General features: G+C 69.9%; 27 protein-coding genes, 1 rRNA gene and 1 pseudogene. 21 read left to right on the forward strand and 8 right to left on the reverse strand.

Features of this window, described 5'->3' with window-relative positions; all coding sequences use genetic code 11:
- The 10 genes from EFK10_RS48080 to pstB all read left to right on the forward strand — a co-directional run.
- Positions 1 to 503 (forward strand): mannosyltransferase YkcB-related protein (locus tag EFK10_RS48080; RefSeq protein ID WP_456318738.1); only part of this gene is annotated, 503 nt, incomplete at its 5' end.
- 114 nt (positions 504 to 617) lie between these two features.
- A complete protein-coding gene (locus tag EFK10_RS36780) occupies positions 618 to 1,808 on the forward strand; it encodes an MFS transporter (protein WP_240677696.1) in 1,191 nt (396 codons plus the stop codon).
- 269 nt (positions 1,809 to 2,077) lie between these two features.
- The gene (mshD, locus tag EFK10_RS36785; protein ID WP_127359990.1) at positions 2,078 to 3,016 is read left to right on the forward strand and encodes a mycothiol synthase; all 939 of its coding nucleotides are present in this window, start codon (positions 2,078 to 2,080) and stop codon (positions 3,014 to 3,016) included.
- Positions 3,017 to 3,306: 290 nt separating this feature from the next.
- Positions 3,307 to 5,520 (forward strand): RNA degradosome polyphosphate kinase, encoded by a 2,214-nt coding sequence (locus EFK10_RS36790; RefSeq protein WP_127360011.1) that lies wholly within the window; start codon positions 3,307 to 3,309, stop codon positions 5,518 to 5,520.
- Positions 5,501 to 6,550, forward strand: coding sequence for a CHAD domain-containing protein (locus tag EFK10_RS36795; protein WP_407647223.1), 1,050 nt, complete (start codon positions 5,501 to 5,503; stop codon positions 6,548 to 6,550). Before EFK10_RS36790 ends, EFK10_RS36795 begins: the two co-directional genes overlap by 20 nt.
- A 38-nt stretch (positions 6,551 to 6,588) precedes the next feature.
- Complete coding sequence (locus EFK10_RS36800; protein WP_127359991.1) at positions 6,589 to 7,014, forward strand: NUDIX hydrolase; 426 nt, start codon at positions 6,589 to 6,591, stop codon at positions 7,012 to 7,014.
- 191 nt (positions 7,015 to 7,205) lie between these two features.
- Positions 7,206 to 8,339 carry a phosphate ABC transporter substrate-binding protein PstS gene (gene pstS, locus EFK10_RS36805; RefSeq protein ID WP_127359992.1) on the forward strand — a complete coding sequence of 378 codons (1,134 nt, stop codon included), beginning with the start codon at positions 7,206 to 7,208 and terminating at the stop codon, positions 8,337 to 8,339.
- Positions 8,340 to 8,439: 100 nt separating this feature from the next.
- Entirely contained in the window at positions 8,440 to 9,435 is a 996-nt protein-coding gene (gene pstC / locus EFK10_RS36810; protein WP_127359993.1) for a phosphate ABC transporter permease subunit PstC, read from the forward strand.
- Positions 9,432 to 10,511: a phosphate ABC transporter permease PstA gene (gene pstA, locus EFK10_RS36815; protein ID WP_127359994.1), complete on the forward strand. Its 1,080-nt coding sequence runs from the start codon at positions 9,432 to 9,434 to the stop codon at positions 10,509 to 10,511. Before pstC ends, pstA begins: the two co-directional genes overlap by 4 nt.
- Positions 10,512 to 10,552: 41 nt before the next feature.
- Complete coding sequence (gene pstB, locus EFK10_RS36820; protein WP_127359995.1) at positions 10,553 to 11,329, forward strand: phosphate ABC transporter ATP-binding protein PstB; 777 nt, start codon at positions 10,553 to 10,555, stop codon at positions 11,327 to 11,329.
- A gap of 119 nt (positions 11,330 to 11,448) precedes the next feature.
- Here pstB and EFK10_RS36825 read toward each other — a convergent pair whose 3' ends face one another.
- Together EFK10_RS36825 and EFK10_RS36830 are read right to left on the reverse strand one after the other, a co-directional pair.
- Entirely contained in the window at positions 11,449 to 12,444 is a 996-nt protein-coding gene (locus EFK10_RS36825) for an inorganic phosphate transporter (RefSeq protein ID WP_127359996.1), read from the reverse strand.
- Positions 12,445 to 12,449: 5 nt separating this feature from the next.
- Positions 12,450 to 13,070 carry a DUF47 domain-containing protein gene (locus EFK10_RS36830; protein ID WP_127359997.1) on the reverse strand — a complete coding sequence of 207 codons (621 nt, stop codon included), beginning with the start codon at positions 13,068 to 13,070 and terminating at the stop codon, positions 12,450 to 12,452.
- 188 nt (positions 13,071 to 13,258) lie between these two features.
- Here EFK10_RS36830 and EFK10_RS36835 point away from each other — a divergent pair, with 188 nt between their 5' ends.
- Positions 13,259 to 13,576, forward strand: coding sequence for a metal-sensitive transcriptional regulator (locus EFK10_RS36835; RefSeq protein ID WP_127359998.1), 318 nt, complete (start codon positions 13,259 to 13,261; stop codon positions 13,574 to 13,576).
- Between the two features lie 21 nt (positions 13,577 to 13,597).
- On the opposite strand, the gene EFK10_RS36840 is transcribed toward EFK10_RS36835, so the two are convergent.
- Positions 13,598 to 13,780, reverse strand: coding sequence for a hypothetical protein (locus tag EFK10_RS36840; RefSeq protein ID WP_127359999.1), 183 nt, complete (start codon positions 13,778 to 13,780; stop codon positions 13,598 to 13,600).
- 79 nt (positions 13,781 to 13,859) lie between these two features.
- Positions 13,860 to 14,687: a hypothetical protein gene (locus EFK10_RS36845; protein WP_127360000.1), complete on the reverse strand. Its 828-nt coding sequence runs from the start codon at positions 14,685 to 14,687 to the stop codon at positions 13,860 to 13,862.
- Between the two features lie 97 nt (positions 14,688 to 14,784).
- Between EFK10_RS36845 and EFK10_RS48085 the strand changes: the two genes are divergently transcribed.
- Positions 14,785 to 14,934: a hypothetical protein gene (locus EFK10_RS48085; protein WP_164836303.1), complete on the forward strand. Its 150-nt coding sequence runs from the start codon at positions 14,785 to 14,787 to the stop codon at positions 14,932 to 14,934.
- Positions 14,935 to 14,968: 34 nt separating this feature from the next.
- Here EFK10_RS48085 and EFK10_RS36850 read toward each other — a convergent pair whose 3' ends face one another.
- The gene (locus EFK10_RS36850; protein ID WP_127360001.1) at positions 14,969 to 15,658 is read right to left on the reverse strand and encodes a phosphatase PAP2 family protein; all 690 of its coding nucleotides are present in this window, start codon (positions 15,656 to 15,658) and stop codon (positions 14,969 to 14,971) included.
- A 166-nt stretch (positions 15,659 to 15,824) separates the two neighbouring features.
- The gene (locus EFK10_RS36855) at positions 15,825 to 16,841 is read right to left on the reverse strand and encodes a bifunctional lytic transglycosylase/C40 family peptidase (RefSeq protein WP_127360002.1); all 1,017 of its coding nucleotides are present in this window, start codon (positions 16,839 to 16,841) and stop codon (positions 15,825 to 15,827) included.
- Between the two features lie 334 nt (positions 16,842 to 17,175).
- On the opposite strand from EFK10_RS36855, the gene EFK10_RS36860 reads away from it, so the two are divergent.
- The 9 genes and pseudogenes from EFK10_RS36860 (at position 17,176) to EFK10_RS36895 (ending at position 26,322) form a co-directional block, all read left to right on the forward strand.
- The gene (locus EFK10_RS36860; protein WP_127360003.1) at positions 17,176 to 17,484 is read left to right on the forward strand and encodes a hypothetical protein; all 309 of its coding nucleotides are present in this window, start codon (positions 17,176 to 17,178) and stop codon (positions 17,482 to 17,484) included.
- A gap of 187 nt (positions 17,485 to 17,671) precedes the next feature.
- The gene (locus tag EFK10_RS36865) at positions 17,672 to 18,532 is read left to right on the forward strand and encodes a hypothetical protein (protein WP_127360004.1); all 861 of its coding nucleotides are present in this window, start codon (positions 17,672 to 17,674) and stop codon (positions 18,530 to 18,532) included.
- Positions 18,522 to 19,820 (forward strand): hypothetical protein, encoded by a 1,299-nt coding sequence (locus EFK10_RS36870; protein ID WP_127360005.1) that lies wholly within the window; start codon positions 18,522 to 18,524, stop codon positions 19,818 to 19,820. Before EFK10_RS36865 ends, EFK10_RS36870 begins: the two co-directional genes overlap by 11 nt.
- Entirely contained in the window at positions 19,817 to 21,367 is a 1,551-nt protein-coding gene (locus EFK10_RS36875) for an SCO6880 family protein (RefSeq protein ID WP_127360006.1), read from the forward strand. The genes EFK10_RS36870 and EFK10_RS36875 overlap by 4 nt, the downstream gene beginning before the upstream one ends.
- A 421-nt stretch (positions 21,368 to 21,788) precedes the next feature.
- Entirely contained in the window at positions 21,789 to 23,168 is a 1,380-nt protein-coding gene (locus EFK10_RS36880) for an ATP-binding protein (RefSeq protein WP_127360013.1), read from the forward strand.
- Positions 23,168 to 24,820, forward strand: a complete 1,653-nt coding sequence (locus EFK10_RS36885; protein WP_127360007.1) for a type IV secretory system conjugative DNA transfer family protein — start codon at positions 23,168 to 23,170, stop codon at positions 24,818 to 24,820. The genes EFK10_RS36880 and EFK10_RS36885 overlap by 1 nt, the downstream gene beginning before the upstream one ends.
- Positions 24,811 to 25,134 (forward strand): annotated as a pseudogene (locus EFK10_RS52900) (NADP-dependent oxidoreductase); the annotation flags it as partial. The gene EFK10_RS36885 and the pseudogene EFK10_RS52900, both read left to right, overlap by 10 nt.
- A 239-nt stretch (positions 25,135 to 25,373) precedes the next feature.
- Positions 25,374 to 25,865 (forward strand): zinc-binding dehydrogenase, encoded by a 492-nt coding sequence (locus tag EFK10_RS52905; protein ID WP_322973452.1) that lies wholly within the window; start codon positions 25,374 to 25,376, stop codon positions 25,863 to 25,865.
- A 25-nt stretch (positions 25,866 to 25,890) separates the two neighbouring features.
- Positions 25,891 to 26,322, forward strand: coding sequence for a MerR family transcriptional regulator (locus tag EFK10_RS36895; RefSeq protein WP_127360008.1), 432 nt, complete (start codon positions 25,891 to 25,893; stop codon positions 26,320 to 26,322).
- Here the strand turns inward: EFK10_RS36895 and EFK10_RS36900 are convergent.
- On the reverse strand, positions 26,243 to 26,734 hold the full coding sequence (locus EFK10_RS36900) for a GNAT family N-acetyltransferase (RefSeq protein ID WP_127360009.1): 492 nt from the start codon (positions 26,732 to 26,734) through the stop codon (positions 26,243 to 26,245). The genes EFK10_RS36895 and EFK10_RS36900 overlap by 80 nt on opposite strands.
- 69 nt (positions 26,735 to 26,803) lie before the next feature.
- A 5S ribosomal RNA gene (gene rrf, locus EFK10_RS36905) occupies positions 26,804 to 26,892 on the reverse strand; the annotation flags it as partial.

The raw sequence follows: 26,892 nt of genomic DNA on the forward strand, positions 1-26,892 counted from the left end.
ACCGGCCCGGCGGCGCGCAGGGTGGGCCGCCGGGCGGCCAGCAGGGCGGCGCCCGGATGGAGATGCCGTCCGGCGGCGGCCAGCCCCAGGCGGGCGGCGGGGGCATGGGAGGCGGCGGCATGCGCGGCGGCACCGTCAGCACCCAGCTGGTGCAGTACCTGATCAAGCACCAGGACGGCGCCACCTGGATTCTGGCGGTCTCCACCGACCAGACCGCCTCCGAGCTGATCCTCCAGTCCCGCAAGCCCGTCGCCTCCATGGGCGGCTGGTCCGGCACCGACGCCGCCATGACCCTCGACAAACTCCAGACACTCGTCAAGGCCGGCAAGCTGCACTACGTCGAGACCGGCGGCCGCGGCAACTCCCAGCTGACGACGTGGATCCAGCAGCACGGAACGCTGGTGAAGCCGTCCGCCTACGGCGACTCCTCGAGCTCGACCGCGAGCACGAGCACGAGCACGAGCAGCTCCACGGTCTACCGCCTGGACCCGTCCGACGTGTAGCCCGCCGAGCCAGACCGGAAGGGGGCGGCCCGCCGACGGGCCGCCCCCTTCCTCTGCGCAGGCGCGTCTCATAATGCGGAACGATCTGTCTCGCCATACGAGCACGCGGCATAGTTGGCCCTGCCACCGACCGAGCAGGAGGTGCTCGCCATGCCACGCCGCTGGCTGATGCTGGCCCTGGGCACGGGGGCGCAGACCGCCGCCTGTGCCTTCGTCTACGGAATCCCGTACCTGGCAGCCGAGTTGAGGAGCACGGAGCACCTCACCCTGACCCAGGTCGGCGTGCTCGTGGCCTGCCCGACACTCGGCCTGGTGCTGGCTCTGGTGGGGTGGGGTGCGGCCGCCGACCGCTACGGCGAGCGCGTCGTCATCGCGAGCGGCCTCGGCCTGGCGACGGCCCTGCTGGCCGCCGCCTACACCGCCGACGGCATGGTCGTCCTCGGCATCCTCCTCGCGCTGGCGGGCGCGGCAGGGGCCTCCGTCTACTCGGCCAGCGGCCGCCTCGTCATGGGCTGGTTCTCCGCCAAGGAGCGCGGCCTCGCGATGGGCATCCGGCAGACCTCGACGCCGCTGGGCATGGGCCTGGCCGCGCTGTCCATGCCGCCGCTGGCGGCCGCGTACGGCGTGGGCGGCGCGATGGCGTTCCTGTCCGGGCTGTGCGGCGTGATCGCGCTGCTCATCGCCCTTTACGCGGCCGATCCTCCGCGGGCGGCGACCAGCGGCGAGGCCAACCCCGACACCGGCAACCCCTATCGGGGCTCGGCCACGCTGTGGCGGATCCACGGCGCGGGGGCGCTGCTCGTCGTACCGCAATTCACGGCCGGGGCCTTCGCGCTGGTCATGCTTGTGGACGTACGCGGCTGGTCCGCCGTCCACGCCGGGCAACTGATCGCCGGGGCCCAGGTGTTGGGCGCCCTCTCCCGGGTCGCCGCCGGCCGCTGGTCGGACCGGGTCGGCAGCCGCCTGCGGCCCATGCGCCAACTCGCCCTCACCACGGCCGCCGTGGTCGCCGCCTGCTCGCTGACCGCCGCCTTCCCTTCGCCGCTCACCGACCTGGCCCTCGTCGTCGCCGTCGGCATCACCGCCAGCACCAACGGCCTCTCCTTCACCGCCACCGCCGAGCGCGCCGGCCCCGCCTGGTCCGGCCGCGCCCTCGGCGTCCACAACACGGGCCAAAACCTCGCCGCCGCCCTCGCCCCACCCCTCATCGGCGCCCTCATCACCGCCACCGGCTACTGGCCCGCCTTCGCCGCCGCCGCCGGCCTCGCATGCGCGGCGGCAGCGATCGTTCCCGTCACCGCCTGAGGCCTCGGCCCCGTGCCTGGTTGCGGTCACGTCGTCGCCTGCGGGCGGGTGGCCGGGGGGACCCCATCTCGCTTCGCTCGCCCTGCGGAACGTTCTCCCACAACCCGGTGGGAACGGCGCCGGGTGGCAAATCCAGCCGTTCCGGCGTTTGAGGACCTGGGGGGTCTGGGGCTGGCCCCCAGCGGGTCCAAGGGGCGGAGCACCGGTTTCGGGAAGGGACGGGGTGGGGGAACAACCTCCGCCACCCCGCCCGGTCGTAAGCTCAACGCATGACGGACGCCGCCGCACAGACCACCGCCACCCCCCGCCGGATCGACGTCGTGGACGAGGTGACGCCCGCCCAGGCGCAAGCGGTGCTCGCGCTCATCGAGGACGCCGCAGCCGTGGACGGCCAGTCGGCGGTGTCGGAGCAAGGGCGGCTGAATCTGCGGGGCGGCGCACGGCCGGGCGTACGGCATTTCCTGGTGACCGCGGACGCCGGCCTGGTCGGCTACGCGCAGTTGGAGGACACCGACCCCGTGGAGGCGCCGGCCGCCGAGCTGCTGGTGCACCCAGCGCACCGGGCGAAGGGGCACGGCCGGGCGCTGGGCCGCGCGCTGCTGGACGCGTCCGGCCGTCGGCTGCGGGTCTGGGCGCACGGCGGCCACCCCGCCGCCCGCCACCTCGCCGGGCTGCTCGGGCTGGCCCTCTTCCGCGAGCTGCGGCAGATGCGGCGCCCCCTGGAGGGCGAGAGCGCGCCGCCGCTCCACGAGCCGGTGCTCCCGGAAGGCATCACCGTACGGACCTTCGTGCCCGGCCAGGACGACGCCGCCTGGCTGGCGGTCAACGCCGCCGCCTTCGCCCACCACCCCGAGCAGGGCTCCCTCACCCAGCGCGACCTCGACGACCGCAAGGCGGAGCCGTGGTTCGACCCGGCCGGGTTCTTCCTCGCCTTCCGCGGCGACCGGCTCGCCGGCTTCCACTGGACCAAGGTCCACGCCGCCGACCAGCTCGGCGAGGTCTATGTCGTCGGCATCCACCCCGACGAGCAGGGCAGCGGCCTCGGCAAGGCCCTCACCGCGATCGGCCTGCGCCACCTCGCGTACGACCGCAAGGTGCCCACGGCCATGCTCTACGTCGACGCCGACAACGTCCCCGCCGTCACGGTCTACGAGCGCCTCGGCTTCAGCCTGTACGAGGTCGACCTCATGTACCGCACAGAAATGTGAGCCGCACGTGGATGTGAGCCGCATACAGCTGTGAGCCGCATACAGCTGTGAGCCGCAGCGCGATCTGAGCCCCTGCGCGATCTGAGCCCCTGCGGCCGCGTCCCGCTTTCCTTGTCGCCACCTGCCCGTTACCGGCGATTCAATATCGCTTGCAAACATCACTGAATGCAGCCCGCCAACCACACGACGACCCTCCAACCGCCCGACCTGCCGGAACGGCAGCGCGCACGGGAGAATGGGAGACGGAATGCCGTGCTGGATCCGGAGGAGGGCTCGCACCCATGGCCTCGATGAACTTCCCCGCAGAAGCCGCCGCCCCCAGCGACGCGGGTGACAGCGCCGTGGCCGCGTACCGCCCCCGCGCCGTGCCGGACCTGACCCCGGACCTGCCCGACGTGCCCAAGCTGGAGGTCGCCGACGGCGACGACACCGGTGAGCTGCCGCAGGGCCGCTTCCTGGACCGGGAGCAGAGCTGGCTGGCCTTCAACGAGCGGGTGCTGGAGCTCGCCGAGGACCCGAGCACGCCGCTCCTCGAGCGGGCTAACTTCCTCGCGATCTTCGCGAGCAACCTGGACGAGTTCTTCATGGTCCGCGTCGCCGGCCTGAAGCGCCGCATCGCGACCGGCGTCGCGACCCGCTCGGCGTCCGGCCTGCAGCCGCGCGAGGTGCTGTCGAACATCCTGAGCCGCTCGCGCGAGCTCATGGCCCGCCATGCCGCCTGCTTCCAGAACGACGTGGCCCCGCAGCTCGCCGAAGAGGGCATTCACATCATCCGGTGGGCCGAGCTCACCGAGAAGGAGCAAGCCCGGCTCTTCACGCTCTTCCGGAACCAGATCTTCCCGGTCCTGACCCCGCTGGCCGTGGACCCGGCCCACCCCTTCCCGTACATATCGGGCCTGTCCCTGAACCTCGCCGTGACCGTACGCAACCCGGTCTCGGGCCACGACCACTTCGCCCGCGTGAAGGTCCCGCCGATCCTCCAGCGCTTCCTGGAGGCGAGCCCGCAGCGGTACGTCCCCCTGGAGGACGTCATCGCGGCGCATCTGGAGGAGCTGTTCCCGGGTATGGAGGTCATGGACCACCACATGTTCCGGGTCACCCGCAACGAGGATCTGGAAGTCGAGGAGGACGACACCGAGAACCTTCTCCAGGCCCTGGAGAAGGAGCTCATGCGGCGCCGCTTCGGCCCGCCCGTCCGCCTCGAGGTCGAGGAGTCGATCTCGCCGAAGGCCCTGGACACCCTCGTCCACGAGCTGAAGATCGAGGACGCCGAGGTCTACCCGCTGCCCGGCCCGCTGGACCTGACCGGGCTGTTCGCGGTGGCCTCGCAGGACCGGCCCGAGCTGAAGTACCCCAAGTTCGTCGCCGGCACCCACCGCGACCTGGCCGAGGTGGAATCCGCGCACGCCCCGGACATCTTCGCAGCGCTGCGCGAGCGCGACGTGCTGCTCCACCACCCGTACGACAGCTTCTCGACCTCCGTGCAGTCCTTCCTGGACCAGGCCGCCAGCGACCCGGACGTCCTCGCGATCAAGCAGACCCTGTACCGCACCTCCGGCGACTCGCCGATCGTGGACGCGCTCATCGACGCCGCCGAGGCCGGCAAGCAGGTGCTGGTCCTGGTCGAGCTCAAGGCGCGCTTCGACGAGCAGGCCAACATCAAGTGGGCCCGCAAGCTGGAGGAGGCCGGCTGCCATGTCGTGTACGGCCTGGTCGGTCTGAAGACGCACTGCAAGCTGTCGCTGGTGGTACGCCAGGAGGGCGAGACCCTCCGCCGCTACAGCCACGTCGGCACCGGCAACTACCACCCCAAGACCGCCCGCCTCTACGAGGACCTGGGCCTGCTCACCGCCGACCCGCAGGTCGGCGCGGACCTGTCCCACCTCTTCAACCGGCTGTCGGGCTACTCGCGCCGGGAGACGTACAACCGGCTGCTGGTCGCCCCGCGCAGTCTGCGGGACGGCCTGATCAGCCGGATCATAAAGGAGATCGACCACCACCGGGCGGGCCGGCCGGCCTACATCCGGGTCAAGGTCAACTCCATCGTCGACGAGGCGATCGTCGACGCGCTCTACCGCGCCTCGCAGGCCGGCGTGCCCGTGGACATCTGGGTCCGCGGCATCTGCGCGGTGCGGCCGGGCGTGCCCGGCCTGTCGGAGAACATCCGGGTACGCAGCGTCCTCGGGCGCTTCCTGGAGCACTCCCGGGTCTTCGTCTTCGGCAACGGCGGCGAGCCCGAGGTCTGGTTCGGCAGCGCCGACATGATGCACCGCAACCTCGACCGCCGCATCGAGGCGATGGTCCGGGTCGCCGACCCCGCCCACCGTACGACCCTGAATCGCCTGCTGGAGCTCGGTACTTCCGACTCCACCTCGTCCTGGCACCTCGGCCCGGACGGGAACTGGACGCGGCACAGCGTCGACGCCGACGGGCGCCCGCTGCGCAACATCCAGGAGATGCTCATCGACGCGCGGAGGCGCCGGCGTGGCCCAGCGACACCCTGACATGGCGTTGGCCGAGGTGGAGGAGCGCGCGGCGCTTCCCGCCGGGGACGTTCTCGCGGCGTATCTGCGGGAGCAGGCCACCACCTTCCTGCGCGCCCTCACCCAGAGCACACAGGGTGAGGGCGACACCGACCCCGACGCACCGGACGCCGGGCACCAGCTGCGCCGCTCCGCCCGGCGCATCGGCTCCGCGCTGCACACGTACGGGTCGCTGACCGACCCGGCGTGGGCCGACCCGCTCCGGGCGGAGCTGGGGTGGCTCTCCTCGACGCTGGCCCGGGAGCACCAGTACAGCGGTCGCCTGGCGCGGCTGCTGACCGCCCTGCACCGGCTCTCCGCCGAAGAGGAAATGATCGAGGACGAGGCCGCCGCTCTCGTACCGGCCCAGACGCCGGGAGGCGGCGGCCCGCTGGCCGTCGGCGCCGCCCGCGCCGGGGCGCTGCTGGAGCGGCAGCTGAGCCTGGCCCGGACCCGGGCGCACTCGGCGGCGCTGCAGGCGATGGGCTCGTCGCGGTTCCACGCAGTGGCCGACGCGGTCGCGGTGCTGGCCTCCGAGGTGCCGCTGGCGGCCGCCGCCGGGGCCCCGGCGGGTGAGCTGCTGCCGGCGCTGACCGGCCACGCCCACGCCCGGCTGGCCGAGGCGGTGGGCTCCCTGCCGCTGCCCCGGGCCGGGCACCCGTACAACGGCGACGCGCTGCGGTCCTCGCTCGCCGCCGAGCTGTCCGCAGAGCGTCAGGACGCCCCCTGGCACCGGGTACGGATCCTGCTGCGGCTGAGCCGCTACGCCCGCGAGGTGTTCCCGCAGGCCGACGGGGAACCCGAATCCCGGCCCGCCGCGCTCGCCCGCGTACTCGAGCAGCACCGCGAGGCAGCCGAGGCCGCCGCCGCCGTGACCTCCGCCGCCCGCACCCCGCGGATAGCACCGGCCACGGCCTACGCGCTGGGCGTCCTGCACGCCGACCAGCGCCAGGAGGTCGAGCAGGCGCGGTTCGCCTTCGTACACCTGTGGCAGCGCACCCCGGTTTCCTGACGCCGACCGGAAAGACTCAGACCGGAAAGGGCAACGGCATGGACACCACGACCACCCCCGTCCTCGCCGCCGGAGCGGTCCTGTGGCGCCGGTCCCCCGTCGACGGCGGGATCGAACTCGCCCTGATCCACCGCCCCCGCTACGACGACTGGTCCTTCCCCAAGGGCAAGCTGAAGCGGGGCGAGCAGCCGGCCACCGCCGCGATCCGCGAAGTCAAGGAGGAGACCGGCCAGGACTGCGTCCTCGGGACGCCCCTTCCGTCCTCCTTCTACGTGGCCTCCGGCCGCCCCAAGCACGTCCGCTACTGGGCCGCCGAGGCCACCGGCGGGCAGTTCGCCCCGAATCGTGAGGTCGACCGGATGATCTGGCTGCCGGTGATCGCGGCGCGACACCGGCTGACCCATGAACGGGATCGTCCACTCATCGATGCCTTCATCCGGCATTCTGGACAAAACGCCCAATAGCAAGAATCGACGGGCGGGGCTACCGCACTGAGATGCGAGGTTCACCCGCCGTTCACCCTGCCCCTTCGGTCGCTTCACTTGATTTGCCTAATTTCGGCCTTACCGGTGAGCAGTACGCCGCCGGGTGAATGCAGAACAACTCAAACCTCTGCTTCGCCGTCCCGGCGGGCTTCAGGAAGGAAACACCGAAGGTGAAGCTTCAGCGTAAGAACGGCGTGCGTGCCCTGACTGTAGGCGCGGTCGCGATCTCCGGCGCCCTGCTCCTCACGGCGTGCGGCTCCGACAACAACACCGCGTCCTCCAACGCGAGCAGCTCGTCCTCCTCCTCGGCCGGCAGCATCAAGTGTGACGGCAATGGCCAGCTCCTGGCCTCCGGCTCCACCGCGCAGCAGAACGCCATGGCGCTGTGGGTCAAGAACTACCAGGCTGCGTGCTCCGGTACGTCGATCAACTACAAGGGCGTCGGCTCGGGCGCGGGCATCCAGGAATTCCTGCAGGGCAGCACCGCCTTCGCCGGTTCCGACTCGCCGCTCAAGCCGGAAGAGGTCACCGCCTCCAAGAAGATCTGCTCCGGCGGCGGCCAGGCCATCGACCTGCCGATGGTCGGCGGCCCGATCGCGGTCGAGTACAACCTGCCCGGCGTGGACAGCCTGGTCCTGGACGCCCCCACCCTGGCCCAGATCTTCAATGGCAAGATCACCAAGTGGAACGACGCCGCGATCAAGAAGCTCAACCCGAGCGCGACGCTCCCCTCCACCACGATCCAGGCCTTCCACCGCTCCGACGAGTCCGGCACCACGGACAACTTCACCAAGTACCTGATCGCCGCCGCCGGCAAGGACTTCCCCTACACCGGCGGCAAGGCCTGGCAGGCCAAGGGCGGCCAGTCCGCCCAGGGTTCCGCCGCCGTCACCGCGCAGATCAAGCAGACCCAGGGCGCCATCGGCTACGCCGAGTTGTCGTTCGCGACCGCCAGCAGCGTGCCCACGGTGAAGATCGACACGGGTGCTTCCTCCCCGGTCGATGCCTCCACCGACTCCGCCACCAAGGCCATCGCGGCCGCCAAGGTCGTCGGAACGGGCAACGACCTCTCTCTTAAGATCGACTACAACACCAAGGTCGACGGCGCCTACCCGATCACCCTGGTCACGTACGAAATCGCGTGCGACAAGGGCAACAAGTCGGCGACCCTCGCCGCGACGAAGTCCTTCCTGACCTACGCGGCCAGCGACGCCGGCCAGGGCGTTCTCGCCGCCCAGGGCTACGCACCGCTGCCGGCCGAGGTCGTGACCAAGGTCCGCTCCACCATCTCCTCCCTCTCCTGACCCAGTCGGCCGGGGCCCGCGGCATGACCGCAGGCCCCGGCCCTACTTTCCGGTGCACCGCCGCCGGGGGAGCGATCCCCCAACCAGACCGGAGAAACGAATGGACATAACCGCAAACACACCAGCACCCCCGCCACCGGCCACCAGGACCACGGGCGGGGGCACAGTCACGCGTCCGGGAGACAGGATCTTCTCGGGCCTCTCCCGCGGATCCGGCATCCTGCTACTCGTGATCATGGGCGCCATCGCGGCCTTCCTCACGATCCGCGCCGTGAACGCCATCTCGAAGGACCAGGGGAACTTCTTCACCACCTTTGAGTGGAACGCCACCGCGAATCCGCCGGTTTTCGGCATCGCGGTCCTCGCTTACGGCACCATCGTCAGCTCAATCATCGCGATGATCATCGCGGTCCCCATCGCTGTCGGCATCGCGCTGTTCATTTCGCACTACGCGCCGCGCCGCCTCGCCAGCCCGTTCGCGTACGTCATCGACCTGCTCGCGGCGGTCCCCAGCATCGTCTACGGCCTGTGGGGCGCGCTCTTCCTCGTACCGCACCTGCAGGGCCTGAACCTCTGGCTGGACCACTACCTCGGCTGGACCGTCATCTTCGACCAGTCCAACCCCGGCACCGCCGCACGCTCGCTGTTCACCGTGGGCATCCTGCTGGCGATCATGATTCTGCCGATCATCACCAACGTCAGTCGCGAAGTTTTCCGCCAGGTCCCCAGGGCGAACGAGGAAGCCGCCCTCGCGCTTGGCGCCACCCGCTGGGAAGTCATCCGCCTGTCGGTCCTGCCTTTCGCCCGCTCCGGCATCATCAGCGCCTCCATGCTGGGCCTGGGCCGCGCGCTCGGCGAGACGATGGCGGTCGCTACCGTACTGTCCGCCTCCCCGGTCCTGTCCGCCCGGATCCTCGACCCGGTCGGCGGCACCTTCGCGCAGAACATCGCCGCCAAGTTCAACGAGGCCAACGACTTCGGCCGCGACGCCCTCATCGCCTCCGGCCTGGTGCTCTTCGTGATCACCCTGCTCGTCAATGGCGCGGCCCGGCTGATCATCGCCCGCCGCAAGGAGTATTCGGGGGCCAACGCATGAGCAACGCGATCACCGACGAGCGGCCCCCCTCCGGTGCGCACGTCCCACCGCAACATCTGTCCCACCGCCGGATGCCCCGGTGGTCCCCGGCCGCCATCGCCGTGGGCGCTGTCGCCCTGGGCATCGGCATCGGCCTCGCGGCCGGCCTGTCGAGCCGCTTCCAGTGGTGCCTGATCGCCCTCGTCCTCTTCATCGGTGGCACGTACGGGATGACCGCCCAGGTCGAGGGCCGCCGACAGGCCAAGGACCGGGTGGCCACCAGCCTCGTCTGGGCTTGTTTCGTGGTAGCCCTCGTCCCGCTCGTCTCCCTGATCGTGACCACGATCAGCAAGGGCATCAAGATCCTCGACGGCAACTTCCTGTCCCACTCGATGAGCGGCGTGCTCGCCAATCAGCCGGGCGGCGGCGTTTACCACGCGATCATCGGCACGCTGGAGCAGGTCGGCCTGGCCTGTCTCATGGCTGTGCCAATCGGCCTGTTCACCGCGATCTACCTGGTGGAATACGGGCGCGGAAAGCTGGCCAAGACAGTCACCTTCTTCGTGGACGTCATGACCGGCATCCCCTCGATCGTCTCCGGTCTGTTCATCCTGGCCTTCTGGATCCTCATCCTGGGATTCAGCTACTCCGGCTTCGCGGGCTCGCTCGCCCTGGCAATCCTGATGATCCCGATCGTGGTCCGCTCGACCGAGGAAATGCTCAAGCTCGTCTCGAACGAGCTCCGCGAATCGTCCCTTGCGCTCGGCGTGCCGAAGTGGCGCACCATCCTCAAGGTCGTTCTTCCCACTTCCCTCGGCGGCATCCTGACCGGTGTCATGCTGGCGGTAGCCCGGATCGCGGGCGAGACCGCACCGATCCTGCTGCTCGTCTTCGGTAATCAGCTGATCAACAACGACCCGTTCAACGGTCCGCAGTCGTCGCTGCCGTACTACGTCTTCGAGCAGTACGTACTCGGCACCGATGCCTCCTACGACCGGGCTTGGGCGGGGGCACTCGTCCTCATCGCCTTCGTCATGATCCTGAACGTGGTGGCCCGCGGCATCGCCCGCTGGAAGGCCCCGAAGACCGGTCGCTGACGCGGCCAACCCCAGCGACCTACGGATTGAGAGCACTACCCATGGCCAAGCGAATCGACGTAAGCGGACTTTCCGCCTACTACAGCGGCTTCAAGGCGATCGACGACATCTCGATGAACATCGAGCCCCGTACGGTCACCGCGTTCATCGGCCCCTCCGGCTGCGGCAAGTCCACCTTCCTGCGCACCCTCAACCGCATGCACGAGGTCACCCCCGGCGGCCGGGTCGAGGGCAAGGTGATGCTGGACGACGAGAACCTGTACGGCTCCGGCGTCGACCCCGTCACCGTGCGCCGCACCGTCGGCATGGTCTTCCAGCGCCCCAACCCCTTCCCCACCATGTCGGTCTACGACAACGTGGCGGCGGGCCTGAAGCTCAACGGCGTCAAGAAGAAGCGTGATCTCGACACGATCGTCGAGAAGTCCCTCAAGGGCGCCAACCTCTGGAACGAGGTCAAGGACCGCCTCAACAAGCCGGGCTCCGGCCTCTCCGGCGGCCAGCAGCAGCGCCTGTGCATCGCGCGGGCGATCGCCGTCGAGCCGCAGGTCCTCCTCATGGACGAGCCGTGCTCCGCGCTCGACCCGATCTCCACCCTCGCCATCGAGGACCTGATCGGCGAGCTGAAGGAGAAGTTCACGATCGTCATCGTCACACACAACATGCAGCAGGCCGCGCGCGTCTCCGACCGCACCGCCTTCTTCAACCTCTCGGCCGTCGGTCAGCCCGGCAAGCTCATCGAGATCGACGACACCGAGCGCATATTCTCCAACCCGTCCGTCCAGGCGACCGAGGACTACATCTCCGGCCGCTTCGGCTGAGCACGTCCTGCGGTGCTGCATGGCGGTGCCACCGCAAGGCGAAGGGCCCGCCCCCTGTGAGGGGGGCGGGCCCATTTCGTACGTAAGGCGGCGTAAGGAGGCGTACGGGAAGCCCGGCGTCAGCCGAAGATCAGGTGCGTGATCCAGTACACCACCGCGGCGACGCAGCCGGCGGCCGGCATGGTGATGAACCAGCCCATGACGATGTTCTTGGCGACGCCCCAGCGGACCGCGTTCACACGCTTGGTCGCGCCGACGCCCATAATGGCCGAGGTGATCACGTGCGTGGTCGAGATGGGCGCCTTGAAGACGTACGACGTCACGTAGAGGATCGACGAGGCCGTGGCCTCCGCCGCGAAGCCCTGCGGCGGGTCCAGCTCGATGATCTTCCGGCCGAGCGTGCGCATGATGCGCCAGCCACCTGCGTACGTACCGAGCGACAGCATCGACGCGCAGGCGAACTTCACCCAGATCGGAATGCCGTCGCCCTGCTGGACATCGCCGATGGCGAGGGCCATCACCACGATGCCCATGGTCTTCTGCGCGTCCTGCAGACCGTGACCGAGCGCCATCGCCGCCGCGGAGACGGTCTGGGCGATACGGAAGCCGCGCTTGGCCTTGTGCGGATTGGAGTGGCGGAAGATCCACATCACGGCGACCATCACCAGATAGCCGACGACCAGGCCGACCACCGGGGACACGATCATCGGGATGACGATCTTCTCCAGCACCCCGCTCCAGATGACCCCGCTGGCGCCGGCCAGCGCCGCGCCGACCATGCCACCGAAGAGCGCGTGGCTGGAAGACGACGGCAGACCGAAATACCAGGTGGTCAGATTCCAGACAATCGCCCCGATGAGCGCGGCGAACAGGATGATCACGCCCTGCTTGCCGGTCGGGGTCTCGATGATGCCCCTGCTGACCGTCTGGGCGACACCGCCGCCCGCGAAGGCACCGATCAGGTTCATCACTGCCGCCATCACCAGCGCGGCACGCGGGGTGAGGGCGCGGGTGGACACCGAGGTCGCGATGGCGTTCGCGGAGTCGTGGAAGCCATTGGTGTACGTGAAGAAGAGCGCGACGCCGATGACGACGACGAGTGCGAAGGTGTCCACGCCGGTCAGGACTCCTTGACGGCGATGGTCTCTACCGTGTTCGCCACGTGCTCGAAAGCGTCCGCCGCCTCTTCGAGCACATCCACGATCTGCTTGAGCTTGAGCACGTCCATGGCGTCGTACTTGCCGTTGAACAGCTGGGCGAGCAGCTTGCGGTGGATCTGGTCCGCCTGGTTCTCCAGCCGGTTGACCTCGATCCAGTACTCGGTGAGATCGGTCATCGTCCGCAGGTTGGGCATCGCCTCGGCGGTCAGCTCGGCCGCCCGCGCCAGCACCTCGATCTGCTGCTCGACGCCCTTGGGAAGCTCCTCGACCTGGTAGAGAACGACCAGGTCGACAGCCTCCTCCATGAAATCCATGATGTCGTCGAGCTGCGACGCGAGAGAGTAGATGTCCTCACGGTCGAACGGTGTGATGAAGGAGGAGTTCAGCTGGTGGAAGATCGCGTGTGTGGCATCGTCCCCGGCGTGTTCCGCCGCGCGCATCCTCTCGGCGATCTCGGTCCGCGTGGCCGAATCGGCTCCGAGCAGTTCCATGAGGAGCTTCGATCCTGTGACGATGTTGTCCGCGGATGCGGCAAACATGTCGTAGAAGCTCGTCTCCCTGGGGGTCAGACGAAAGCGCACGTGAAGTCCTCGGATACATCGGTTTTCCGTCGCATTGATGCTAAGCGCATCATCCGGCCACATCTAACCGGCGCCCTACAGTGTCGCTCATGGCCCGATGCGCCCCCCACAGGGGCCACCTCGCACAATGAGCCGAATTCGGTACGATATACCCTGCAGGGGTATACCGGGGCAGGAGGGACAGGCAAATGACCGCCACCGAGGTCGGCGCCGACCACCACGGCTCCCATGGGTACAGCAAGCAGAAGGACCAGCACCTGAAGCGGCTGCGCCGCATCGAGGGGCAGGTCCGCGGTCTCCAGCGCATGGTCGAGGAGGACGTCTACTGCATTGACATCCTTACCCAGGTATCGGCCGGCACAAAGGCACTGCAGGCCTTCGCTCTGCAACTCCTGGAGGAACACCTGCGACACTGCGTCGCCGACGCCGCCGCGCGCGGCGGTCCCGAAGCGGACGACAAGGTGGCGGAGGCCACAGCCGCGATAGCCCGGCTGCTCCGCAGCTAGCGCCCCGCGACGCCCGGCCTGCTACGACGCCGAGAAACCCGACGGCATGTGCTCGACCCGCAGCACCTCGTCGATCCGGGCGGAGCTCAAGCGCTCCTCATCGGCGGCCGAAGCCGCGATCATCAGCTCACCGCACAGTTCGATCTCCGCGAGGGCCACGCAGTCCTGCTCAAGGACCGCCTGAGATCCGGGCGACAACCGCACGTGCACCACCTCCTCCCCGTCCCAGCGTAGGGACGGACACGTAGTCGGTGCATGACACGGACGGGCCATTTGGGGTGGCCTACTTCGCTGACGCAGAAACGATCTTTCCGCTGTAAATGTCACCCTCCGCGGGCAGCACCACCCGCACCGGCGACCCGAAAGCGTAGAACCACGTGGTCGAGACCACCTCGGCGCCATTGGTGAAGGTGAACCGCTGCCGCAGCAAGCGCAGCCGTCCCTCCCCGTCCACATACGCGTCGAAGGGCACCGTGGTCACGGAGAACCCTTTCGCCGCCGCGCTCAGCGGCTTCCGCGAGTCCGGCGAAGCCCCCTTCGCCGCCCGCGCGATGTCGGCGACCCCCTGGCAGTGCCACACCGGCACACCGCCGACGGTCTCTCCGCCGACGTACGTCACGCTTCGCGCGCCGCGCAGCAGCTCGGCGGCGGCCAATGGCTCGGTGGCCCCGCCGGTGACCAGATTCCCGTCGGCGAGGCGGGTCGTGTCCACCCGCACCCACTTGCCGGCGGGCACACCCTCGCCGCGATTCTTCATGTAGAGCGCGCCGGGGGTCAGCAGCTCGGTGATCGGCTTGTGCTCCGGGGCGCCGGCCGCGTCCGGCGGTAGCACCACCTTCAGGCTGCCGCGATGCCGGGCGAAGTCGAAGCCCCCGGTGCCGTTGACCGAGACCTTCGTACCGCCGCTGGCCATCTCCATCGACGTACGGATTCTTGAGCTGCCCGCGCGGATCAGCACGTCGGCCGCCTGCCGCACGGCCTCCGCCGGGGTCGAGGCGGAGGGGTCGTGATCCTGCTCGGCGGCCTCACCGCTGCCGGAACAACCGGTCAGCGCCGCCGCGTACAGCCCGAGACCCACAGCTGCGGCAGTAGCGCGCGTCCGCTGCCCCATGTCCGCCAACCCCCTGCAACGTCCCGCACCATGGCCCTCGTTCGGCATAACGACGGCTCGGGCCCGTCGTCACGGTCTCCCCGGTACCGTTGCTTGCGTGCTCAACCAGCCCCCCACGGCCCACCGCACGACCACCGTCGAAAGGGACCAGTTCGCCCACGCCACCTGCGTCTGCGGCTGGCGGGGCCCAGCGCGCCGCGCCCGCGACCGGGCCCGCCGCGACGCCGCGGACCACGAGGGGCGCTGACCTCAGGGGCGCAGGCGCTCAGGGGATCAGCCGCTCAGGCCGCCAGGTCCTTGTCGTACGACGTCGGCTCCGGATACGGCTGGCCCTTCGGCTGGCGCGCCGGCCGCGCCGAGCGGACCAGCCAGCCCGCCCGGGCCGACCCGGCGACCGCCGTGGTCAGGGGCGTGAGCAGCGCCATCGCCGGCGGAGCCAACAGCAGCGCCACCGCCGTGCCCAGCGCGAATCCGCCCACGACGTCCGTCGGGTAGTGCACGCCCATGTAGACGCGGCAGAAGCCCTCCGCCAGGGCCACCCCGATCGCGACGAGCCCGGCCTTGCGACTGACCAGAAACAGCCCCACCGCGACAGCCATGGCCAGCGTCGCGTGGTCGCTCACGAACGAGAAGTCCGTCTTGCCCTTGACCAGGACATCCAGCCCGTCGTGGTCCACGAAGGGCCGCGGCCGCTCCACAAAGCCCCGCAGCGGGATGTTGAGCAGCAGAGCGATCCCTGCCGCCAACCCTGACCACAGCACCCCCGCCACCGCCGCCGGTGCCTCCGGGCCGCGCCGGGCCATCCGCCACCAGCACCAGCCCGCGAGCAGCACCAACAGCAGGATCAGCCCGTACTCGCCGACGAACTCCATGCCCCGGTCGAACCACCCGGGGGCGTCCTTGGCCAGGCCGTTGATGTCACGGAGCAGTCCGACATCCGGGTTCGAGCCGTCAAGCGCGAGCTCTGCCATCGGTGATGCCCCTCACTGGTCCGTCCTGCCGCCGCGCCGCAACCCCCGCCGCATCCTGCATATACATACGTTCGGGGCCATTCTCCCCGTACAACGGTGCACACGGTACGTAGCGTTCCGGTCTCCACCGGATGATCACCAGTAAGTTATCGAAGGGAGACCCGCGTCACGAATTCGTTGCCGTAGACGCCGTCGGCAGGGCCGCCGCGCCGTCCTGTGTCACCCGGGTCGCACCGATGTAGTCCGCAGAGTCGATATGGTCGAAGCGGATGACCGCGCCGGTGTGCGGCGCGTTGATCATGTACCCGCCACCCACGTAGATCCCCACGTGATGAATGGTCGTCGGATCGTTCAGGTCGTACGCGAAGAACACAAGGTCCCCCGGCGCCAGCTGATCCCGTGACGGATGCGGCCCGGCGTTCCACTGGTCCTTCGCCACGCGCGGCAGCTCGATCCCCACCGAGCGGTACGCGGCCTGCGTCAGCCCCGAGCAGTCGAACCGCCCGCTCTGCGCGGCCGTACCGGTGCCGCCCCACAAGTAGGGGGTGCCGAGCTTCTTCTGCGCGTAGTAGATGGCCCCCGCCGCCTGTTGCGAGGCCGCGACCGTGCCGGTCGGCGCCGCGAAGCTCATCGCCAGGGTCGTGATGGCCTTGACGTAGTTCTTGGTCTCGGCGATGTCCGGGACCCCGCCCGCCTGGATCACCCGGTATGCGCCCGCGTTGTACGCCGCCAGCATGTTCTCGGTCGGATCGCCGGGCACGTCCTTCACATACTTCGCCAGCTCGCAGTCGTACGAGGCCGCCGACGGGATCGCGTCCGCCGGGTCCCACACGTCCTTGACCCCGTCGCCGTTGCCGTCTATGCCGTGCGTCGCCCAGGTGCCGGGGATGAACTGCGCTATGCCCTGCGCGTCGGCCGGGCTCTGGGCCTTCGCGTTCCAGCCGCTCTCCTGGTAGAGCTGCGCCGCCAGCAGCGCCGGGTTGATGGCCGGGCAGAGGTTCCCCCACTGCTGCACGATGCTGGAGTACGCCGCCGGCACCGCGCCCTTGGCCAGGGTCACCGCGCCGTTGCCGGTCAGGCTCGCGGCGGCCGAATACGTACCCACGACGAGCAGTGCGAGAAACGAGAAGAAGACCCCGCCGACGACGCCTGCGGCGAGCCATGCCTTGCGCGCGGCCTTCATCCCCTGACCCCCCGGTCGTCGATCGGCTTCTCCGTGTCCAGGCACGGGTGGTGACGGTGAGTCGGCCCCGAAGAAGCATCACCGCTCATCGGCGCCCCCAATCGTTGCCCTGCGCTCACCAGCGTGATACACAGAGTAGTCATCTATGCCCCATCGAACACCGGCTCGCACGCCAATCCGACCAGTCTGACGGCTGCGGCCGGGATCACACGGGGGAATCGGCTGAGAAAGTCGTTGAGTCGACATCCGACAGCGGAATCCTCCGCCAAGATAGACCTTGGCTCCTTGCGCCCCGGCGAGGAGACCAACTGATCTAGCGTGGTGGTGAGTTCTCATGATCCTGGCAGCCGCAAAGGGCGACATCAACACCATCATCGGTGGCATCGCCCCGGACTGGGGTCCCTTCGGCTCCCTCGGGAACGAAGCACGCGTGATGATCGAGGTGGTCATGGCAGTAGCGATCCTGCTCTGCCTGGCCATCGCGATCTGGGGCGCGGCAAAGCAGCGGATCGGCGCGACGGCGCTCCGCGACACATTCAGTGCCGAGCAGGGCAAGGGGTTGATCATCGCCGGACTGACCGGCGTGTTCATCATCGGTTCCCTCGGCACGCTGTTCACCATCGTCTACGGGATGGCGGTCTAGCCGGCCCCCACCAGGAGTCCCACCTTCTTCCTTATCATCCCTGTCGTCCAGTTATGTCCCCAAGGGGCCCGTCCCGGCCCCGTTTCCCCACCCGAGGCTGCGTGCTGATGCCCACTCACCCGAGCAGCGATGCCGGACCCCCCAGGGGCTCCGCCCTGCCCTCCTCGCGTGCGGGGGCGAGCACACCATGAGCCTCGGCCACGACGACCCCGACGGCTACGACAGCTACGACGGGCCGCCCACCACCCGCACCCGGCTCCCCGAGGGCCAGGCCGGCCCCGGTGGCACCGGCGCGCGCCGGACACCCCGCTCCAGCCGCAACCTCGTCACGGTCGTCGGCGTCGTCGTCCTGCTCATCGCCGCCATCGCCTTCGCCAACCGCGGCAACGGCAACGGATCCGCCGGCACCTCCGGCTCCAACGGCAGGGGCAACAACGGCACCCAGTCCCAGCCCACCGCAGCCACCGGCCAGAAACCGGTGTCCGGCACCGGCCCCGGCTCGGCCGAGGGCGTCGCCTCCGGCTTCGCGCAGACCTCGCAGGGCGCACAGTCCGCCGCGGCGAACTACGCGGTGGCCCTCGGCGGCGACGGCATGTTCAGCACCGACCGCCGCCACACCATCGTCGCCGCGATCCACGACCCGGCGGTGGTGAACGCGATGCAAAGCAAGCTCGACAAGGCGTACACCGCCGGCCTGTTCACGAGCCTCGGCCTCAACGCGGACGGCTCCACCCCCAGCGGCTACACCTTCGTCTCCCGCACCATCCCCGTCGGCACCAAGACCACCGGCATCACGGACACCACCGCGACCGTCGAGGTGTGGTGCACCGGCCTCGCCGGACTGGCCGGCACCGGCTCCACCAAGCCCGTCAGCCAGAGCTGGTTCACCGTCACCGAGAAGCTGAAGTGGGTCGGCGGCGACTGGAAGATCGAATCGTCCAGCCAGACCCACGGCCCCGCGCCGGTCAGCGGCGACGACCAGGCCGCCGGCGCCGACGAGATCGCGAACGCCGTCCAGGGGTATGGAGGGTTCACGTATGCCAGGTAACCACCGCCGCGCGCTGTCAGTGGCCGCCGTCCTCGCCGGGGCTCAGGCCGCCGTGATTCTGACGGCCTCCCAGGTCTTCGCCGCCCCCTCCGCCACGCCCTCGCCGAGCGCCACCAAAGAGGACTGCAGCTTTCTTATCGGCTCCGCCAAGGACAAGTGCGAGAGCGGCAACAGCGGCACCGGCAGCGGCGGCTCCGTCGCCAACCCCCTCGACCCCCTCACCTCCCTGGCCCAGGGCTGTGCCAAAGCCGCCTCCGCGGTCATCGGGAAGCTGTCCGAGGCGGTCACCCACACCACCGAGGTCGACTTCACCAACACGGCGTTCCTGCGCCAGTACGCCGTCGTCTTCGCCGCCTCAACGATCCTGACCCTCGTCCTGTGGCTGCTGGCCGTCGCCAAGCGGGCCGTACGCGGCGTCCCCCTCACCGAGGCGCTCACCGAGGCCGTCGGCTTCCTCTGGCTGACCGTCATCGCCTCGGCCTTCACGCCGCTCGTCCTCTACACCCTCGTGTCGGCGACCGACGCCGTCACCAACGTCATCGCGTCCGGGACGAACTCCAACTCGAACGTCTTCTTCGGCTCGTTCCAGGATGCGCTGACCAAGAACAGCGACATCGGCGGCGGCCCGATCATGCTGATCATCGTCTCCCTGGTCTCCGTCCTCGCCGCAGGCGTCCTGTATCTCGAACTGGTGATCCGGGCCGCCCTGCTCTACGTCGGCGCGCTGCTCGGCACCGCCGTCTACGCGGGCATGGTCGACAAGAACATGTGGCACCACGTCCGCCGCTGGGCGGGCATCATGATCGCGGTGATCATGGTCAAGCCGGTCATCGTGATCGTGCTCGGCCTCGCCAGCGCGCTGACGACGACCGACAACGGCCCCACCGCCTTCGGAGCCGTCGTGTCCGGCCTGTCGATCATCCTGCTCGCGATCTTCGCCAGCGCCATGATCTACCGCTTCGTGCCCGGCTTCGGCGACGACGTCCAGAGCCTGCGCAGCAACCGCAAGGCCAGCGGCGAAAGCCAGGCCGCCGCCGTCATCTCGACCCCCGCCGCGCTCGTGAAGCAGGGCATCAAGACCCACAGCTCGCGCGGCGGCCCCCAGGAACAGGCCGCATCCGGCGGCGGGTCCTCCCAGCCCGCGAACGGCGTGGCCGGCGGCGTCGCCGCCCACAGCACCCGGGGCGGCAGCTCCGGCGCCGCCGCCACCCCCGCCCCGCGCACGACGCCGGACCGCGGCAACCACGGCACCAGCAGTAGCAGCAAGTCCGGAGGTGACAGCCGGTGACGTCCCAGCCCTACGCCGCCCAGCAACCACGTCGCACGTATCTGATCGGCAAAGCCCGGCCGAACGCGATCGTCGGCAAGAACCGCGAGACCGGCGAGATCACCCTCATCATCGCCGGGGCCTTCATCGGCATGATGTGCGGCCTCCTCATCCCGATACTCCCTCTGCGGATCCTGGGCCTGACCGGCCCGCCGATCCTGGCGTTCGCCGCCGTCTACATGCCGTACCGCCGCCGCACCTTCTATCGCTGGTTCGAGATCAACCGCACCTACCGCCGCACCCTGCGCAACGCCGCCACCTACCGCTCCTCCGCCGCCGAGGCCGGCATCCGCCTCGACGGCCGCGAGGTCGAGGTCGGGCCGCCACCCGGCATCGGCCGCATCACCTGGCTGTCCGCACCCTTCGGCCCGGACGAGATCGCCGTCCTCCTCCACGTCGACCGGCGCACCCTCACCGCCGCCATCGAGATCGAGGGCCCCGGCGTCGGCCTGCGCGACAGCGAGGACCAGGAAGCCCTGGTCGAACGCTTCGGCACGCTCCTCAAGCACGTGGCCAACGGCGACGGCTTCGTCACCCGCCTCCAGATGCTCGCCCGCACCCTCCCCGCCGACCCCGACGCCCACGCCAAGGACGTCGCCGTACGAGGCGACGAGAGCGCCGAGAAGTGGATCAAGGACTCCTACGACCAGCTCCAGTCGATGGTGTCCACCTCCAGCGAGCAGCACCGCGCCTACCTCGTCGCCTGCATGCACTACAGCCGCGAACTCGCCGCCGAGGGCAACGCCATCGCCCGCGCCACCGGCATCCGGGGCAAGAACGTCGACAAGGACGCCGGCATCGCAGCCGTCATGGCCCGCGAACTCACCGACATCTGCGCCCGCTTGGCAGAGGCCGACATCCGCGTACGCCAGCCCCTCGGCCAGGCCCGCCTCTCCTCCCTGGTCCACTCCATGTACGACCCGGACCACCCCATCGACCACATCCAGGCCATGACCCGCCGCAACGCCTGGCCCGCCGAACTCGACGCCACCGAGCCGACCTTCCTCCAGGCCAAGACCCGCGAGTCCTCGACCCGCGCCCCCTGGTGCCACTCCACCGCCTGGGTGAAGGAATGGCCGATGACCCCCGTCGGCGTCAACTTCCTCGCCCCCCTCCTCGTCCACACCCCGGACGTCATCCGCACCGTCGCCGTCTGCATGGACCTCGAACCCACCGACGTCGCCATCGAGCGCATGCTCACCGAGAAGACCAACGACGATGCCGACGCCAGCCGCGCCGCCAAGATGAACCGCGTCATCGACCCCCGCGACGTCGCCCACCACGGCCGCATCGACCAACGCGGCGAAGACCTCGCCTCCGGCGCCGCCGGCGTCAACCTCGTCGGCTACATCACCGTCTCCTCCCGCAGCCCGGAAGCCCTGGCCCGCGACAAGCGCACCATCCGCGCCTCCGCCGGCAAGTCCTACCTCAAGCTGGAGTGGTGCGACCGCGAGCACCACCGCGCCTTCGTCAACACGCTCCCCTTCGCGACAGGAATCCGCCGGTGAGCCGGGCAGACTCAGCCCGTCCGGCGCTGCCCCTCCCTTTTGCGGCCCTCGCGGGCGCTTCGCTGCCCGCCGCGCCAGCGGCTGATGTCACAGCGAGCCGCTGCGCCGGCCTCCGGCCGTCGAGCCCCGGGTCCCCCACCCACTCCCGGGGGACCGGGGGCAGAGCCCCCGGCGGGGTCCGGGGCAGCGCCCCGGTTTCGGGAAGGGGCGGTGTGGTGGGGGCACTCCCCCTCGCTTCGCTGGGGGCACCCCCACCCAGCCGCCAGGCTGGGGGAGATCAACCTGCGCCGCGCCACCGCACCGACGCGCCCCCGACGCCCCCTCCCCACGGCCCTGCCGCCGCCCGGCACCATAAGTCCCACCAGAGCCCGCGCCCCCGGCGCGACGCTCACTGACGGCCGAGGAGGCTCCCCCTATGGCCATGCTGGATCCCCTGGCGGCACTCACCGACGCCTTCACCAGCTTCCTCTTCGGCAAGGTCGAGTCCACCCGGCTCCCCGTCCGTACCTCCACGGGCCAGGCCCAGGCCGTCTACCTCCCCACCGCCGCCCCCGGCCTCGGCGACTCCGGCGTGATCATCGGCCGCGAGGTCTACTCCGGCAAGGGCTACATCTACGACCCCTTCCAGCTCTACGGCCAGCAACTCCCCGCCCCCCACTGGCTGGTCCTCGGCGAGTCCGGCAACGGCAAGTCCGCCCTCGAGAAGACCTACGTCCTGCGCCAGCTCCGCTTCCGCGACCGCCAGGTCGTCGTCCTCGACGCCCAGGGCGAGGACGGCGCCGGCGAGTGGAACCTCATCGCCAAGGCCCTCGGAATACAGCCCATCCGCCTCGACCCGACGGCCGCCCTCGACGGCGGCATCAAGCTCAATCCCCTCGACCCGGCCATCACCCTCACCGGCCAGCTCGCCCTGCTCCGTACGATCATCGAAGTCGCCATGGGACGCGGCCTGGACGAGCGTGCCGGCTTCGCCCTCAAGGTCGCCCACGCGTACGTCATCGAGACCATCACCGACCGCCAGCCCATCCTCACCGACATCGTCGAGCGCCTCCGCCACCCGATGGAGGACGCCGCCGAGTCGATGAACGTCGACCTTGACGACGTACGCGCCTGGGGCCTGGACGTCGCCCTCGTCCTCGACCGGCTCGTCGACGGCGACCTGCGCGGCATGTTCGACGGCCCGACAACCGTCGGCATCGACCTCGACGCGCCGCTGATCGTCTTCGACCTCTCGCACATCGACCGCAACTCGATCGCCATGCCGATCCTCATGGCCATCGTCGGCGTCTGGCTGGAACACACCTGGATCCGCCCCGACCGGAAGAAACGCATCTTCCTGGTCGAGGAGGCCTGGCACATCATCAACTCCCCCTTCGTCGCCCAACTCTTCCAGCGACTGCTGAAGTTCGGCCGACGCCTCGGCCTCTCCTTCGTCGCCGTCGTCCACCACCTCTCCGACGTCGTGGACGGCGCGGCAGCGAAGGAAGCGGCGGCCATCCTCAAAATGGCCTCGACCAGGACGATCTACGCCCAGAAGGCCGACGAGGCACGCGCCACCGGCCGGGTCCTCGGCCTCCCCAGGTGGGCGGTGGAGATCATCCCCACCCTCACCCCCGGCATCGCCGTCTGGGATGTCAACGGCAACGTCCAGGTCGTCAAACATCTCATCACCGAGACCGAGCGCCCCCTCGTCTACACCGACCGCGCCATGACCCAGTCCTCGGCTGAAGCCGACGCGGAACGCGACGAAGCCCTCCCGGTCTCCCTCGACAAACAGTTGGCCGACGACGCGGTGGCGTGATGACGAATCAGAGACAGCGGCAACAGCGGAGCGAAGGCGGCATCCCCGACGGCCTCATCCTGGGCGTCATCGGCTTCCTCCTCGGTATGACCGTCCTCCTCTGGACCGCCACCGGCATAGCCGGCCTCCTCTCCCACGGCGCCTGGCCCGCCGAGGTCCACTTCACCCGTACGCCCCAGGCCATGCGGTACCTCATCAGCCACCCCCACGACATCGCCGCCGCCTGGCCCCAGTCCCCGCCCGACGCACTGCCCGGCTGGGGCCTCTTCTGGGGCATCTTCCTCGGACAGCTGATGGTGCTGTTCGTGCTGACCGTCTTCGTCATCGGCGTAGTCGCCCGCACGCGCCTGAGACGGGGGCGCAACCCCGAGCCCGCTCCGGACAACCCAGCCCGTCCGGCGTTTGAGGACCGGGGGTCCCCCCAGCGAAGCGAGGGGGCGGGTCCAGGGGTTGGGCGCTCCCCCAGCCTTCGGCCGGTGGGGGCACCTCCCAGCCGCCAGGCTGGGGGAGGACCCCCACCCAGCCGCCAGGTTGGGGGAAAGCCCCTGGTTTCCAGCACCACGGCGGAGCCGAGCCCACCCACCGCGCTGACCCCGGCCCCCGCACCGGCACTAGCCCCCGTACCGGACCCCACCGCCCACGAACTCACCCGCACCTACGCCGCCTTCGCAGCCCAACGCAGCGACAAAGCCAAACGCCTCATCCAGCCCGCCATCCTCAACGCCGCCGGCCCCGCCATCATCACCACCGCCGACCCCGACACCTTCCACCAGACCGTCGGCAACCGCACCAAGCTCGGCCCCGTCCACATCTACGACCCGGCCCACCTCGTCGACACCCCCGGCCGCCTCCGATGGGCCCCGCACACCGGCTGCGAGGTCGTCCCCACCGCCCTCACCACCGCCCGCGCCCTGCTGTTCCCCTGCCGCCCGCACGCCGCCGCCGACGCCGCGATGTTCGACGCCGCCGAGACCCTGCTGCGCTGCTGGCTGCACGCCGCCGCCATCGACGGCCTGCCGTTCCGTCAGGTGCACCGCTGGGCAGGCGGCAACGGCGGCCAGGACGCCGTACGCATCCTCCGTACGCACCCCAAGGCCGCCACCGGCTGGAGCGGGGAGCTGGAATCCGTACTGCACGCCCACACAGACCGCCGGGACGCTGCCCAGGCCCTGATCCACCGGACCCTCGAGTCCCTCAACTCCGTCCACATCCGCGACGCCTGCAATCCGGGCCGGGCCGACGCCCTCGACCTGGAATCGTTCGTACGCGAGCGGGGAACGATGTACCTGGTGGGCGAGCCCAACGAGGACCCACGGGCCCGCCCGGGTGCGATGCCATTGCTCACCGCACTCGTCTCCAGCGTGGTCGAGCACGGCCGGCGCATGGCCGCACGGTCACCCGCCGGTCGGCTCGACCCACCACTCACCCTCGTGCTGGACGACATCGCAGCCCTCGCCCCGCTGCCCACCCTCCCCGAGCTCCTCGCCACCGGTACCGCCCTCGGCCTGCCCACCCTCGCCGTCCTCCGCTCCCCCGAACAGGCCCGCGCTCACTGGCGTACCCCCCTCTGGCACCGCGCCGACGCCCGCCTCGTCCTCGGCCCCGCCGCCCCCGGTCTGCTCGACGAGGTCCCGGACGCCACTTGCCTCTGACCCGCACGTCAAGGGTTAGCGTCCCGCCATGCCAACTCCAGCAGCCACCATTTCCCGCGAAGTCCGCCTTTCCGCCCTCCCGCAGGCCCGAACACTTCACCGTCGTCGAAACCCCACTCCCCGTCCCGGCAGACGGCGAAGCCCTCATCCGTACCCGCTGGTTCCAGGTCTTCCCCGCCATTCGTACGGTCATCGGCGGCGGTCTGGAAGGCACCACCCCCTTCCCCGCCATCCACCCCGGCGACACGCTCTTCGGCGCCGCCGTCGGCGAAGTCGTCACCGCCCCCGAGGGCAGCGCCCTGCGTCCGGGGGAGTTGGTCTTCCACTCGCAGGGCTGGCGCGAGTACGCGGCTGTGCCCGCCGCCGAATGCACCCTTCTCGGCCACACCCTCCCCGACCCGGCCGAGCACCTGTCCATGGGCTGGACCCCGTACGGCGCCCTGACCCGCGCCGCCCATGTCAGCCCCGGTGACACGGTCTTCGTCACCAGCGGCGCCGATCCGTCGGCTCCCTCGCCGGCCAGATCGCCCGCCTGCTCGGCGCCGGCCGCGTCATCGGCAGCACCGGCTCACCGGCCAAGGCCGCCCGCATGGTCTCCGAGCTCGGCTACGACGCCGTCGTGGTCCGTGGAGCCGAACCAATCGCCGACCAGCTGGCCAAGGCCGCCCCCGACGGCATCGACGTCCTCGTGGACAACGTCGGCGGCGAACAGCTCCAGGCCGCGGTGGCAGCCGCCAGCCCCGGTGCACGCTTCGCCCTCGTCGGCGCCCTGTCCGGCCAGCTCTCCCCGGACGGCAACGGCACCACCGCACCCGTCGAGATCGACTCGTTCCAGCTCATCCTCAAGCGCATCGCCATCCGCGGCTTCAGCGGCCAAGAGGACCCCACAGCCCGCCCCGAGTGGAACGAGCGCTTCGGCGACTGGCTGCGCTCGGGCCGCATCACCTTCCCGCACGTTCGCATTCAGGGCATCGAAAACGGCCCGCGTGCGTTGCACGAAGTGATGGGCGGCCAGCATCTCGGCACCGTCATCGTGGAGTTGTAGGCAGCACCACCGGTGGGAGGAACAGATGCGGATCGGCGACGCGGCGGCCGCGGCCGGCACCACACCCCGCGCCCTGCGCTTCTACGAACAGCGCGGACTCCTCCCACCGCCATCCCGCACCCCCACCGGCCAACGCCAGTACGGCCCCAGTGACGTGGCCCGGATCCGCCTCATCCGCGAACTGCTCTCCGTCGGCCTCACCATCGAGGACATCCGCAGTTGCGCCGACCACCTCCACCTCATCGAACTCGACCCCACCCGCCCCTGCGGCGCCGCCCAGGCCACCCCGGGCCCCGGCATCGCCGCCCGCCGCCTCGCCGCCCTTGAGGCGGAAATCGCCCGCCTCACCAAGCTGCGTGACCAACTCGCGGACCGGGTCAGGGGCGGACCAGCACCATCTCGTACTCGTTCTGCGTCTCGTCGAGCGGAAACGCCATCGTCTTCCCGGTCCGCGTGAAGCCCAGCCGCGCATAGAACGCCTGCGCCCGCGGGTTCCCCTCGTGCACCCACAACTGCACCCGGTCCACCCGCTCCCAGACCCACTCAAGCGCAACCCCGAAAAGCTTCTCTGCCAGCCCGGTTCCCCGTACCTCCGGCCGCAGATATACCCCGACAATGCTCAGCGACTCGTCCGGCTCGACAAGCATCACGAGACTGCCGGCCCACACCCCGTTCTCGTCCTCGGCCACGAACTGCTGCGCCCCGACACCCGACGCCCGCTGCTGCCACACCTCGTCCGCGAACGCGGCCTCTTCCTCATACGTCCGCACGAACGCAACACTGCTGACCGGGTCCTTCAGGGCCGCCAGCCGCAGCTCCCTGCTCCGCCGCCACTCATCGGGCCTGACCTGCCGCATCTCGTATCCCATGGCGGGACCATACAACGCAAAAAAGCTCCGGTCCCCTGGATTAATCCAGGGGACCGGAGCTCAAAATTTGTTCGGCGGCGTCCTACTCTCCCACAGGGTCCCCCCTGCAGTACCATCGGCGCTGAAAGGCTTAGCTTCCGGGTTCGGAATGTAACCGG

This window comes from Streptomyces soli (assembly GCF_003999195.1).
Lineage (GTDB): Bacteria > Actinomycetota > Actinomycetes > Streptomycetales > Streptomycetaceae > Actinacidiphila > Actinacidiphila soli.